General features: G+C 43.7%; 12 protein-coding genes. 3 read left to right on the top strand and 9 right to left on the bottom strand.

The features are described 5' to 3' along the window. Window positions 1–2: 2 nt before the first annotated feature. The 4 genes from AAC978_RS11700 to AAC978_RS11685 all read right to left on the bottom strand — a co-directional run bounded on the left by AAC978_RS11700 (window position 3) and on the right by AAC978_RS11685 (window position 2,907). On the bottom strand, window positions 3–587 hold the full coding sequence (locus AAC978_RS11700) for a DUF2103 domain-containing protein (RefSeq protein WP_341548228.1): 585 nt from the start codon (window positions 585–587) through the stop codon (window positions 3–5). A gap of 4 nt (window positions 588–591) precedes the next feature. Beyond that, a complete protein-coding gene (locus AAC978_RS11695) occupies window positions 592–1,086 on the bottom strand; it encodes a metallophosphoesterase family protein (protein ID WP_341548227.1) in 495 nt (164 codons plus the stop codon). Then, window positions 1,064–2,329, bottom strand: coding sequence for an MFS transporter (locus AAC978_RS11690; RefSeq protein WP_341548226.1), 1,266 nt, complete (start codon window positions 2,327–2,329; stop codon window positions 1,064–1,066). The genes AAC978_RS11695 and AAC978_RS11690 overlap by 23 nt, the downstream gene beginning before the upstream one ends. Window positions 2,330–2,535: 206 nt before the next feature. Further along, window positions 2,536–2,907 (bottom strand): hypothetical protein, encoded by a 372-nt coding sequence (locus tag AAC978_RS11685; protein ID WP_341548225.1) that lies wholly within the window; start codon window positions 2,905–2,907, stop codon window positions 2,536–2,538. Window positions 2,908–3,036: 129 nt separating this feature from the next. On the opposite strand from AAC978_RS11685, the gene AAC978_RS11680 reads away from it, so the two are divergent. After that, window positions 3,037–3,480 carry a DMT family transporter gene (locus AAC978_RS11680; protein ID WP_341548224.1) on the top strand — a complete coding sequence of 148 codons (444 nt, stop codon included), beginning with the start codon at window positions 3,037–3,039 and terminating at the stop codon, window positions 3,478–3,480. 14 nt (window positions 3,481–3,494) lie between these two features. On the opposite strand, the gene AAC978_RS11675 is transcribed toward AAC978_RS11680, so the two are convergent. Further along, complete coding sequence (locus tag AAC978_RS11675; protein WP_341548223.1) at window positions 3,495–4,058, bottom strand: hypothetical protein; 564 nt, start codon at window positions 4,056–4,058, stop codon at window positions 3,495–3,497. A 209-nt stretch (window positions 4,059–4,267) separates the two neighbouring features. Here AAC978_RS11675 and uvrC point away from each other — a divergent pair, with 209 nt between their 5' ends. Beyond that, window positions 4,268–6,034, top strand: a complete 1,767-nt coding sequence (gene uvrC, locus AAC978_RS11670) for an excinuclease ABC subunit UvrC (protein WP_341548222.1) — start codon at window positions 4,268–4,270, stop codon at window positions 6,032–6,034. A gap of 882 nt (window positions 6,035–6,916) precedes the next feature. On the opposite strand, the gene AAC978_RS11665 is transcribed toward uvrC, so the two are convergent. The 4 genes from AAC978_RS11665 to pepF all read right to left on the bottom strand — a co-directional run bounded on the left by AAC978_RS11665 (window position 6,917) and on the right by pepF (window position 11,406). Continuing rightward, on the bottom strand, window positions 6,917–7,195 hold the full coding sequence (locus AAC978_RS11665; RefSeq protein ID WP_341548221.1) for a hypothetical protein: 279 nt from the start codon (window positions 7,193–7,195) through the stop codon (window positions 6,917–6,919). Between the two features lie 177 nt (window positions 7,196–7,372). Next, window positions 7,373–8,623: an adenosylhomocysteinase gene (locus AAC978_RS11660; protein ID WP_341548220.1), complete on the bottom strand. Its 1,251-nt coding sequence runs from the start codon at window positions 8,621–8,623 to the stop codon at window positions 7,373–7,375. Window positions 8,624–8,658: 35 nt separating this feature from the next. Next, a complete protein-coding gene (locus tag AAC978_RS11655; protein ID WP_341548219.1) occupies window positions 8,659–9,498 on the bottom strand; it encodes an Mrp/NBP35 family ATP-binding protein in 840 nt (279 codons plus the stop codon). A 108-nt stretch (window positions 9,499–9,606) separates the two neighbouring features. Then, window positions 9,607–11,406, bottom strand: coding sequence for an oligoendopeptidase F (gene pepF / locus AAC978_RS11650; protein WP_341548218.1), 1,800 nt, complete (start codon window positions 11,404–11,406; stop codon window positions 9,607–9,609). Window positions 11,407–11,869: 463 nt separating this feature from the next. Between pepF and pheA the strand changes: the two genes are divergently transcribed. Further along, a complete protein-coding gene (gene pheA, locus AAC978_RS11645) occupies window positions 11,870–12,727 on the top strand; it encodes a prephenate dehydratase (protein ID WP_341548217.1) in 858 nt (285 codons plus the stop codon). Window positions 12,728–12,796: the final 69 nt, after the last annotated feature.

The raw sequence follows: 12,796 nt of genomic DNA, 5'->3' as shown, positions 1-12,796 counted from the left end.
TACTAATTCTTTTTACCCTTGTTCATTTTCAGATCCTTCTGCAATGCCTTTAAGGCCTGGTACGCTTTAGCATCTATTCTTCTCCCTAAATTTTCTTCGAAATCTTCAGTGTTCCTATATATCCTCTCGATCCTTTTTTCAGATAAAGAAGACCTTTTCGAATGCTGGTTATTCTTGTTGAAGGAACTCTTGTCAGGTACCGCCTCTTTCCTTGGTCGCTGCTTTACTTTACGCTCACCTTGTTTTTCCTTAGCTAAAGAAATCTTTTTGCCATCTGCCGTCTCTTGTTGATCGCTTGACGATTTGCTATCGAAAGGGAATTGCGCTTCCACCCACTGACGAACAAATTCTGGTTCCTGAGTGACAACGAAGGCTTCTTGAATCGACCCATTGCTTTTCAGGAGAATTTTACAGCCCGTTTGTGTTTCGTATTTGTAAACGATTCCGCGTTCTGGAGAGCGGTTAACTTGTATTACTCCAGGTATTATATCGGAAATTTGCGGGTTTTGGCTTAGTTCTTCTAGCCAACCCAAGGCATCTTGAATGATCCCATGTTCCCGCTTGACTTTATTTCGCCGATGCTTCATCTATTCACCTTGATTCAGAAAAAATATGCTGAGCAATTATTTCCTTGCCCTCAATATCAATAATTCCCATCGAATAGCTAGCCTGCCGCCTTTTATCCGTAGGAGATCCCGGGTTAAACAAAAGTAGTGGACCGTGTTTTTCTAGATAAGGTTCGTGGCTATGACCAAAGATAATTAGATCTACCTGATCATGCTCAAAATTTCTTATGGCTCTTTCGGTAGTTGTGCGTCCCGATCCTACAGCACCATGGGTCAAACCTATTTTTACCTCCCCGCAGGTAACTATTTTTCGCTGCGGTAAGTGAGCTAATTCCCAACCATCGCAATTTCCTTGTACTGCTTCTAGTGGAGCAACCTGTTCCAAATCTGTTAAAAGACCAGCGTTTATCACATCACCTGCGTGGATAATTAAATCTACTCCTTCAATCTGCTCCCAAACCCACTTCGGTAAAGATTTCCCCTCGCGTAAATGTGTATCAGACATAACCGCTATTTTCATGATGTTCACCCTTTCGAAGATGCCTAAGTAAAAAAACTATCCCCAGCATAAATATTGAAGTGAGAATTCCGCTTATGACAAAGGTTACTTTTGCTCCCCAGAAATCCGACAATGTTCCGGCATAAAGACTGCCTACAGGGATCATACCACCAAAAACAAGGTTATAGGCACTCATAACTCTTCCCCGATAGGGTCCATCCACAGCTATTTGAATAAGTGAATTAGCGGAAGCAGAAAAAACGATCATTGACCAGCCTAAGAAGACAAGAAACAACGCGCTGCTGAAATATGTATTCTGTAAGCCAACTATAATATTGAAAATCCCCAAGCCGAAGGCACCTACCAGAAGCAAACGGGGTTGTGGACCTTCGGCACTCCTAATGGCAACTGTTAAGGCTCCAACGAGGGCTCCAAACCCTAAAGAGCTCATCAAAAGTCCGTATCCCAAAGCCTCTTCCTGTAAATCAATTTTGGCAAGCACTGGTACCAGTACATTAAAATTCATAGCGATGGCACTCAAAAATCCCATCATTATCATGATCACTAGAATGCGCGGAGTTCTTCTTATATAGCTCAAACCATCAAAAATATCACCTTTTAAGGATTTATGCTTAGGCATAATTCCTTCGCCATGAGGTATCGCTTGAACGAAAATCAAAATCCCCAACACGCCAATAAAACTAAATCCATTGATTAAGAAGCACCACATGGGCCCCCAGAAACCCATGATAATTCCCGCAATGGCCGGACCGATGAGGCGAGCCCCATTAAAAATTGCTGAGTTCAATGCAATTCCATTAGCCAAATGCTCTCTCCCTACTAATTCAATAATAAAAGCTTGGCGGGCCGGGATATCAAAAGTATTCGCGATTCCAAGAATAAAAGCCATGGTGATAAGCATCCAATATTGTATAGCTCCAGTGCCAACTAAAATAGCCAAGGTAAATGCTAAAACCATGAATATACTCTGGGTCACAATCAGGACATTGCGTTTAGGTAGTCGGTCAATCCAAGCTCCAGCCTGAAGAGAAAACAGCATGGTCGGTATGAATTGCATTGCCGAGACCAAGCCGAGTAAAAAAGGCGAATTGGTCAACTGCAAAACCAGCCACACTTGCCCAATATTTTGTGTCCAAGTTCCGACTAGTGATATGATTTGGCCTCCCCAAAACCAGCGGAATGAGGAATGGGTTAAGGCTGGAAATGCTCGATATATATATGAATTTTCTTGTAAGCCTGCCATCTGCCGCTCTTACCTCCATCAGTGAAACATTGATTCTATCCGTCGATAACTTTACTTGCGTCAATTAAAAATTATAACATAATTTATAGAGTTCCAGAAAACAATAACACTATCTACGGCTTAAAACCTATACGTGAATTATAACCTATACGTTCTGATACATAAAAAAAAGGCGTAGCCTCATTGCCCGCCTTTAATTAAGAAAACTAATGGTAATATCGTCCAACGGATCTTTGATGTCTTATGGCCTTACGCACTTCGTTCGCGACCTTCCAAGTTTCTTGAAATTGCGGAGTCATCAAGCTCAGTTTACCCGAATGTTTATCGATTAAAATATCCACCCCGGGTTTTCTTCCCTCCGTTTTTTCACCAGGCCTAAGTATGTCAATCCCTATTTTGTTTTCATCATATTCAGGAGGCACAAGGTAATTCAGCACTTCTTCAGTAGCATCTATTAATTCAACCACTTGATCTTGAGGATATCCCTCGCACAGCAAGATATCCCGCACTTGTGAAAGTGGATGATCAAGCGTTAGTAGCATCTGGGCCCGTTGGACTAAGTTGTAATCAATTTCCACGACGCCACCTCTTTTCAATTATTTCTACAATTTCATTTTTCCCTTGAGCTACATTGGAAATACGAACTACTTCTTGTCGAAGTTGGAGAACTTGACCAATTCAATCAATATTTATATTAGGAGGTTTTCATGAATAAATTTTTATCTCTTCCCGCTGTGATCGCTGCCATCTCTGGCATCACTATGGCGGTTCAAGGCACATTAAATTCTGAACTCTATCAAAAAACCTCAATTTTAGCCACTACCTTGGTCGTTCATATCATCGGAACTGTCTTGGCATTAATTGCAGTCTTCATTACTCGGGTCCCATTTTTAGAATATAACTGGCTTTCCATACCATGGTATCTTTACCTTGGCGGAGTTCTTAGTGTCGTTATTGTTGGGCTAGTGGCCCTAAGTATTCCCAAGATTGGAGTGTGTAACGCTACAACAGCCATTATCATTGGTCAGGTGGGCGCCGCTCTTATCATCGATCATCTCGGTCTATTCGGTGCTGAGCGTCTAGCTTGGAATCCTTGGCAATTGCTCGGACTCATTCTCTTTGCAGCTGGAGCGAAGCTCCTCTATAGTTAATGCTCAGAAATCCCTTAACCAAGTTTTGCTCGTGTGTCAATAGCAGCCATATTGACCACAATTTGATAGATTTCATCGGCAACGGAAAACTTCCGAAGCTGGCCATTAGCAACCATAATTACCGTTTTCTTGCCGCCACTAGACTGATCATTTTCAATTAAGCGCAATAGAAAGGTATAGGCCTCGCTGGCAACTGCCAGCTGCTTAAACTCTCCATCAGCTACAAAAAGTATCCAATAACCCGTAGACACTTCATTGCCAAGATATAGAGACGAGGCCGGAGAGCCGAGGCTCGAATCTCCCGTGGAATACAGATAACCTGATGATGTATCAGGATAGGTATTGTCTATATTCGTATTGGAATCATAGATACTATCCTCATTATTATTCGGATCATAGGATCCTGTAGAAGAGTCAACCAGCTGTGCTGCTGGGTCAGTAAGGCGTGCATAGACATCACTAAAGAAATTCGGGAAAATGATATAGGCACCTACCCCTATGAGCAATACCCAAAAGGCCAATGCCTGTAAATCCTGCCAGATATCATTGCGCGGTGGCCGCCCCCATGAATTTGACAACTGAACCCCTCCTCTATCCCAGTGGTGAGATCCTATGAGATCCTATAAGTAATTATACTAATGAAAGATGTCCGATATGTTTGTCCATAACAAGACGTTAGCAAAAGTCTTTGCACTTACCCTTGAAATAAACGCGAATTTAACTTATTCCCTCCCGATAACTTGCATAACTCTTCATCTCCGTCTAGAATAATACCGAGGTGTGCAAGATGGAGATACTTCGCGAAAAACTTAGTTTATTACCGGACAAACCGGGAGTTTATCTTATGAAAGATGCTTCCGGCGAAATTATATATGTAGGTAAAGCCAAGATTCTCAAAAATCGAGTCCGTTCCTATTTCACGGGTTCCCATAATGGAAAAACCCAACTCATGATCAGCCAAATAGCAGACTTTGAAACTATTCTTACGGATTCAGAAGTAGAGGCCTTACTTTTAGAATGCAATTTAATTAAAAAACATAATCCTAAGTATAATATTTCATTGCGAGATGATAAAACCTACCCTTTTATCACGATCACCGATGAAGATCATCCACGTATCTTAGTGACCCGGCAGGTAAAAAAAGGAGCAGGGAAATATTATGGACCCTATCCTAACGCGACAGCAGCCAAGGAAGCGGCCCGCTTGCTGAATCGTCTTTTTCCTTTTCGCAAATGTCGTCAGATACCAAACAAGCCCTGTCTTTATTATCATCTTGGTCAATGTCTGGGGCCCTGCACTCAAAATGTGCCCCGAGCGGCCTATGAGGATATCCGTAAGGAAGCTGCCACCTTTCTCAAGGGGGATCAGGGGGCCATCCTTAAAGCCTTACAGTCCAAAATGATTCAGGCTGCAGAAAATCTAGAATTTGAACGAGCTCAAGAATACAGGGACCTGATCGAAGATCTAAAGAAAGTCGGAGAAAAACAAAACATCACCCTCAACGACTTTGTGGATCGGGATGTGGTTGGATATGCTTTTTCCCGCGATCAAATATGCATCCAGATCTTTTACTTACGCCAAGGCAAGCTCCTCTCCCGAGATATTTTTATCTTTCCCTATTATGAAGAACCTGAAGAGGCCTTTATTTCTTTTTTAGCTCAGTTCTACACCGAAAGCTCCACCATTCCTCAAGAAATACTCTTACCTCCGCTAGATCTCAGCGCATTAGGTAAGCTTTTTCCTATGGTCGTACCCCAAAAGGGACAAAAACGTGATCTAGTCCAGATGGCCATGGAAAACGCCCAAACCACTTTACACGAACAGATCTCCATCGAAATCCGAGATTTGGAAGAATGCACCCAAGCACTAGAGGAAATCGGAAACGCTTTAAATATACCCTCCCCGCAAATCATTGAATCCTTCGATATATCCAATATTGCCGGAGCTCATAGTGTTGCCGGAATGATACAGTTTAGCGAGGGAAAGCCGAATCGCAGTCAATACCGCAAGTTCAAAATACAGCCCATGCCCAATATGGATGATACAGCCTCCATGCACCAAGTGATTGAGCGACGCTATAAACGCCTCCTCCAAGAAAACCTTCCCCTCCCAGATCTTATTCTTGTGGATGGAGGTAAGGGCCAGATTAATGCGGCTAAAGATGCCCTAGCTGCCTTGAAGGCTGATATTCATGTAGCGGGTATGGTCAAAAACGATCGACATCAGACCTCAGCTCTCATGGACTCCGAGGGCTTTCCCCATTCTTTCGAACGACGGTCAGCCGGCTTCCGTCTCTTAGAACGAATTCAAAATGAAGTCCATCGTTTTGCGATTACCTTCCATCGACAACAACGTACCAAAAACATGATGCTCTCTGAGCTTGATGGAATACCTGGTGTCGGGCAGAAGAGAAGGCAACAACTTTTGCGACATTTCAAATCCATAGACAACATCCGCACAGCCACCCTCGAGGATCTTCAGAAGGCTGGTCTTCCTTCTCCAGCTGCTACCGCCATCTATACACACTTCAATGACAAAGGAGTCAAGCCATGATTCTCAATTACCGCGTCGAACTCTGTCGTCAATGCTATTACAAGCGGACTAAAAAATGTCAAAAGACGGATCTGTACATTCATAATCAGACACCTGCCGAACCGGGAGGAGAATGTAAAAAACATCGACTTGTGCCTTGGGTCCCCTATTAAAAACAAATTAAACGAAAAAAAAACACCTCTCTCACGAGAGGTGTTTATCTTTGAGCTTTAGGACACAGACGAATAAATATTGCGCCATAGGTCGAGTAGGTTTTCCCACTGAGTTCCTCCAGTTTCCTGTAAAGGCGGTTTCCCCTTTCCCTCAGCCTAGAATGTCGCCCAAACTAGCACTTGATCGCCACTAAGAACGCACTTTAATCCTCGTTAGTTTTCGCTCTAGAAGTTTTCCTTAACGGCCCATGACAGCTTAGCCTCTTTTGCAGAAAAGAATTTCAGGCAGACTCAAGCCCATCGGCCAATGAGCAGAAGCCCCTTTAGCCCTCCCAACTTCTCCACCTCAAGGCAGGCTACACTGCACTAAGTTCCTTCCTAATGCAGGTTCATACCCCAAGCCGTAACCAAAAACTCAGCCACGAACTTAGGCCTCCACGGAAGAGGGTATCGCCCGCATGCCATTGCGGATCCCCCTCAACCTTAACCCCCAGCAGCAACCCTCGACTGGGCGTCGAAAGCCACCACCAGGAACTTCATCGGTATGCCCTTAGCGGATTATTAGGCCCGCCTTCGACTGTCATTTCACGCACTAGAATAGCGCTCCATAGCTCAAAGACAATTATATTATTTATTTTACAATGAAATCAATCTTTTTTTCAAATCTTCATTGTCGGTCCTTGAGCTTGCTATACTTCGAAAATGAACGCAACGTTGAAATAAGTTATCATTAAACGGATTTTGCCTCAATTGCCGGCTTTCCATCAGTAAATATGCGCCTCAGCATGACTTCAATACTTCCCGGCAAATCCTGAGCGGCTTTCTGTATTTGGGAAGCCCTCCATTCAATTTCATCCATCAATACTTGAACCTGGGGATGAGAAATATAGGCTTGAGGTTGCTTCTCTTCAAAAATACCTTTCGCCAAAAAAACCATAACAAGAATTACAAAAACTCGCCAAATATAACGCAATGGATATACCTTCCTTTCTTTAGCAGGTGTATCCATAGTTTATCCTTCTTGTCTCACTTTAGTCCTCATTATCTGATCCCGGCTATAAAAACTACCAAAATCGCATAAAGGCTAACGAGTCGGCAAACAGAGCATAGATGTGCATTCTCATAGATGGACGAGAAAGGTCTGATGTCAAAATACATCAGACCTTTCATCGCACTAAAGGTAAACTTAGCTATGTTGCCAATTCGCCAGATAACGTTCCTGTTCCTCTGATAATTGATCAATCTTCAATCCCAAAGTTCTTAGCTTTAGCTCTGCCACGCGCTGATCTATTTCTAAGGGAACGGAATAAACTTTAGACTCAAAAGGAGCCTTGGCAGTCGCCAAATAATGCAAGGCGAGAGCCTGTAAAGCAAAGGTCATATCCATGACCTCAGCAGGATGACCATCCCCGGCAGCCAAGTTGACCAAGCGCCCTTCAGCTAAGAGATATATTTTGCGTCCATCCTGAAGCAGATATTCCTCGATATTGTTACGAACTTCGCGACAACTCTTGGCCATAGCCGCTAATTGGACTTTATTCACTTCGACATCAAAATGACCAGCATTAGCTAGGATCGCACCATCTTTCATCACTTGGAAGTGTTCACCAGTAATCACATCTTTGTTCCCGGTAACCGTTACAAAAAAGTCGCCGAAGGGGGCAGCCTCAACCATGGGCATGACTTCAAAGCCATCCATCCATGCTTCGTTGGCTTTGATTGGGTTGACTTCGCAGATGATGACTCGGGCACCGAGGCCCTTAGCTCTCAAGGCGACCCCTTTACCACACCATCCATAGCCTACGACGCAAACAGTTTTTCCGGCAACCACCAAGTTGGTTGTGCGCATTATTCCATCCCAAACCGATTGCCCTGTGCCATAGCGATTATCGAATAAGTACTTCATTTCGGCATCATTAACGGCGATCATGGGAAAAGCCAATTCTCCATTCTTCTCCATAGCCCGTAAACGGAGAATCCCGGTGGTGGTTTCTTCAGCTCCACCTAGAACCTTGCCAATTAATTCCCGACGTTCTTTGTGGATGGTCGAGACTAAATCGCCACCATCATCGATTATGTAGTCCGGGCCAAAATCGAGCGCCTTATGAAGGTGTTGATGATACTCCTCATCAGTCGCACCGTACCAAGCGTGAGCATGAACACCTCCAGCCACTAGAGCAGCAACTACATCATCTTGGGTAGATAAAGGATTACTAGCCACTACTGTGACCTCCGCTCCACCTGCTTGGACGACTTTGGCAAGATAGGCTGTCTTTGCTTCTAAGTGCAAGCAAATAGTCACCTTTTTACCTTTAAAGGGTTGAGTTCTTTCGAACTCCTCCCTCAAGGTGTTTAATACAGGCATATGTCCTTGAACCCAGTCAATTTTTAATTGGCCTTTGTCTGCTAAATTAATATCTCGTATTGTTGATCCCATAGTACCCGGCTAAACCGGCCACCCCCCTCTTCTCTTTACGCGGTTGTTTTAATGCTGTCGGCTAAGCGTTGAGCAATATCTTTAAAATTCTCTGATTCGTAATCCTCGATTTTGCCGAGGTCCGACACGGTCGCTAAAACCGGATCAATGGGTAATTGCCCGAGATAGGGAATTTCGTTTTTCGCAGCTTCCTCTTCTCCATGTGGTTTGCCAAAAATCTCAATCCTATCTTCACAATGAGGGCAAGACACGTAAGCCATATTCTCGATCAAGCCATAGATATTTGCATCATATTTTTTCACCATTTTGATCGCTTTGCGAACGATCATTCCAGCTAATTGTTGAGGGCTGGTCACGATGACTATGCCAGACACGGGCAAGCTTTGCATCACCGTAATGGGTACGTCCCCAGTTCCCGGCGGTAGATCAACAAGTAAGAAATCCAGTTCTCCCCAGATAACATCGGTCCAGAACTGCCTTACCATCTGCGATATAATCGAACTTCTCCAGATTACCGGCTCATCTTCGTTAGGGAGCATTAGATTTAAGGACATAACCTTTATGCCATGCTGTGATTCGACAGGAACGACTCCTGTCTCATTGATATCTGCTTTACCTTTTAGGCCGAAAATCTTCGGAATACTTGGCCCTGTAATATCCGCATCTAAGATACCGACCTTATAGCCTTTTCTCATTAAACTTACGGCAAGCATAGAGGTGACAGAGGATTTACCTACGCCCCCTTTGCCACTCATAATCGCGATAACGCTTTTAATGTTACTGGCTTCTTGGGCTTTCGTTTTTTCTGGTTTAGACGGACAGCTGCCTGTGGTACAGGTACTCGCTGATGAACATGAGCTGCATGCATCACTCATAATCCTTCATCCTTTCTTTCTGAGAATCTTAAATCAAGCAATAACCTAATATAAATAGTGTGCTTATCCATAATCTTTGTCAAGGTAGGTCTTTGGGAAGACTTGCCCTTAAAGAAGAGCTTCCAAACGATCGAGAAGTCCTTTAAAGACCTGCAAAGCTTCTCTCACAGGTAACGGGGTCTCCATATCCACTCCCGCCTTACGCAAAAGCTCAATGGGATAGTCCGAGCTTCCGCTCGACAAAAATTCTAGGTAACGCTTCACGGCAGGCTCCCCTTCGTCGAGGATTTTTCTGCTTAAGGCCGTAGCTGCTGAGAATCCCGTAGCATATTTATACACATAGAAGGCATTGTAAAAATGAGGAATCCTTGCCCATTCAATAGCGATCTGAGGATCCATAACCACATCCGGTCCATAATAATCCTCATTGAGTTTAAGATAGACACTGGACAACAAATCCGCTGTAAGGGCTTCCCCAGCTTCCACCATAGCATGGGTTTTCATTTCAAACTCCGCAAACATGGTCTGGCGGAAAACAGTGCCTCGGAATTGCTCTAGATAATGGTTTAATAGATAGGCCAGTAGCTTCGGGTCTTCAGTTGTTTTAAGCAGATGATCCATAACTAAACCTTCATTAAGGGTAGAGGCAACTTCAGCAACGAAAATCGTGTAACCGGCATAAATATGAGGCTGAGTTTGGTTGGAATAATAGGTATGGAGTGAATGACCCATCTCATGAGCGATGGTAAACATCGAATCCAGGGTATCTTGATGATTGAGCAAGACATAAGGATGGGAACCGTATGTACCCCATGAATAAGCACCGCTGGTCTTGCCTTCGTTTTCATACACATCGATCCAATGAGAATTAAAGCCCTTTTCTAAAACCTTGCCATACTCTTGTCCTAAAGGCTTTAACCCTGCCTGACACATTTCCACAGCTTGGGCATAGGGGATTTTCATATTGACTTCCGACACAATGGGTACATAAATATCATACATATGAAGCTCATCAAGCCCCAAAGCCTTCTTTCTCAGCTTCACATAGCGATGCATCTCCGGCAGAAACTCGCGAACCGTTTCAATCAAGGAATGATAGACTGTAAGAGGAACCTTGTCAGCATTCAAGGATGACTCAATTGCCGAGGGGTAACGACGAGACTTAGCGAAAAAGACATCACCCTTGATATTCGAACTGAGAATAGCTGCCCAAGTATTAATCTGCTTTTGATAGGTAGCATATAAGGTTTCAAAGGCCTCCTGCCGAACACGACGATCTTCGCTTTCCATAAATTGAATATAATTACCCTTGGTAAGCTCGACTTCCGCACCTTTTTCATCCTTGATGGTAGGAAATTTCAGGTCCGCATTATTGGCCATCCCAAAAATGGTACTGGGGCCATCCGCAATTTCTCCCATTTCGGCCAGTAGTTTTTCTTCCGCCGGGCTTAAAACATGGTCCCGTTTGCGTAGAATATCATCTAAAGCATGGTCGTAGAGGGCTAATTGGGCATTTGCTTGACGATATTCCTGAAGCATCCCATCCGGTAGGGAGAGAATTTCAGGAACGACAAAGGCCAGAGCACTCCCGACACGTACAGAGAGGGCACCGGCTCGATCGGTTAAGGCTTGATAATGTGAATCCCGATTATCCTCGTCACGACGCATCCGTGCATAGGTGTAGATTTCGCCGACGCTTTGGCCGATTTCGTCCACCCAAGCAAAGCATGCTAATAATGTTTCGGCACTCTCCCCCAGACGTCCTTGATATTCTCCAGCTTTAAGCAAAAGCTTCTCAGCTTTGATATACTCTTCCTCCCAAGCTTGATCATGGGGAAAAATGTCTTCAAGATTCCATTTATATTCTTGAGGAATCTCCGAGCGAGATTTTTGTTTAGCTTGTTCCATTTTGCTTACCTCCTAAATCACACTTACCAGCTTATTATACACATTAGGGGTAATATTTAGCAAAATTCTCTTCACGGTTCTCATTCTCAAGGCCCGGTATAAATATCAACATCAGGGAATAATAGCCTGAGAAATACAGGGAGTTTATTAATACGTATATAAAAAAGTGAAACAGGCAGCGTACGTTCCACTGCCTGTTTCTGCCACCTCGTCCACCTATCTCCCAGGAAGGTTCCCCAACCTTCCACACATATTTTAACGTGCTTATAGGGTTTGTGCAAGTTTAAAGTGAACGGAAATTTCCTAAAAATTAAACTTTTAGTCAGATAAAAGTAAAAAAGCCTTTTCAATAGCAAAAGTTATTGATATAATTGGTAAAATCAAATTACGCTTAACTCGCCCCTTTGATCGGGATAGTTAAGCTCTTTTTTATTTTGAAAATATCCTAAGGGAGGTAGATAGAATGAAGATTGGATATTTAGGACCGACGGGCAGCTTTTCCGAAGAAGCGCTCCAGCTCTTTTTAGCCACTCAACCGGAAATTATGGAACCTCCAGTAGAGCTAATTCCTTTCACAACGATTCCCAAGCTTTTAAATGCCTGCCAAGCTCTCGAGATCGAAGGAGCCTTTGTTCCGCTAGAAAACTCCACCGAAGGCCAAGTTGCCGTGACCATGGATATGCTAGGCCAAATTGAAAATCTCTATATTATGAGGGAATTTATCCACCCCGTAGAGCAATGCTTACTCACCGCCAAACCACTAGACTTTGAGGAGATAGAACAAGTATTTTCTCACGAACAAGCCTTAGGGCAATGCCGTGACTTTTTAGAAACTCATCTCCCCCAAGCAAGTCAATCTCCCTGCTTCAGCACCACGGAGGCTGCAACGAAAATTTCTCAGAATCCAGACCATAATTGGGCGGCCATCGGTCCTCGTCGATCAGCTGAAATCTATAACCTGCACTGTCTGGCGGAAAAAATTCAAGACTCAACGCTCAATGCTACACGCTTTGTTTTCGTTGGTCACCATCTTGCCGAGATGAGTGAGGAAGACAAGACTTCACTTTTAATTGTCACGGGAGATACCCCCGGTTCCTTAGCCGATGCTCTTCAGGAATTTTCCTTAAGGAGTATTAATTTGAGCCGGATTGAGTCACGGCCTTCCAAGAAAAGGCTGGGTGAGTATGTCTTCTTCGTTGACGTCGATGGTTATGTCTTCTCATCTTCCCTCCAGGATGCTCTCTGGGCTTTAAAAAACAAAGGTGTTAACACCAAACTTCTTGGTTCATACCCCAAAGCCAAGCCGCTCACCAAAAATTAATAGAAATATAAAACGAGTTTGGGAGATGAGATATCAGCACCCGAACTCGTTTTGTCTTAAGACTTTTTT

The organism is Desulfitobacterium sp. THU1 (genome assembly GCF_038181555.1).
In the GTDB taxonomy this organism is placed as follows: domain Bacteria; phylum Bacillota; class Desulfitobacteriia; order Desulfitobacteriales; family Desulfitobacteriaceae; genus Desulfitobacterium.
This window is presented reverse-complemented; position numbering and strand designations above follow the sequence as displayed.

Bases quoted from the DNA above. Each gene is read 5' to 3' on its own strand.
- AAC978_RS11655 (WP_341548219.1), bottom strand. From the start codon at position 9,498: ATGAGTGATGCATGCAGCTCATGTTCATCAGCGAGTACCTGTACCACA.
- uvrC (WP_341548222.1), top strand. From the start codon at position 4,268: ATGGAGATACTTCGCGAAAAACTTAGTTTATTACCGGACAAACCGGGA.
- pheA (WP_341548217.1), top strand. From the start codon at position 11,870: ATGAAGATTGGATATTTAGGACCGACGGGCAGCTTTTCCGAAGAAGCG.
- AAC978_RS11665 (WP_341548221.1), bottom strand. From the start codon at position 7,195: ATGGATACACCTGCTAAAGAAAGGAAGGTATATCCATTGCGTTATATT.
- AAC978_RS11660 (WP_341548220.1), bottom strand. From the start codon at position 8,623: ATGGGATCAACAATACGAGATATTAATTTAGCAGACAAAGGCCAATTA.
- AAC978_RS11695 (WP_341548227.1), bottom strand. From the start codon at position 1,086: ATGAAAATAGCGGTTATGTCTGATACACATTTACGCGAGGGGAAATCT.
- AAC978_RS11700 (WP_341548228.1), bottom strand. From the start codon at position 587: ATGAAGCATCGGCGAAATAAAGTCAAGCGGGAACATGGGATCATTCAA.
- AAC978_RS11690 (WP_341548226.1), bottom strand. From the start codon at position 2,329: ATGGCAGGCTTACAAGAAAATTCATATATATATCGAGCATTTCCAGCC.
- pepF (WP_341548218.1), bottom strand. From the start codon at position 11,406: ATGGAACAAGCTAAACAAAAATCTCGCTCGGAGATTCCTCAAGAATAT.
- AAC978_RS11680 (WP_341548224.1), top strand. From the start codon at position 3,037: ATGAATAAATTTTTATCTCTTCCCGCTGTGATCGCTGCCATCTCTGGC.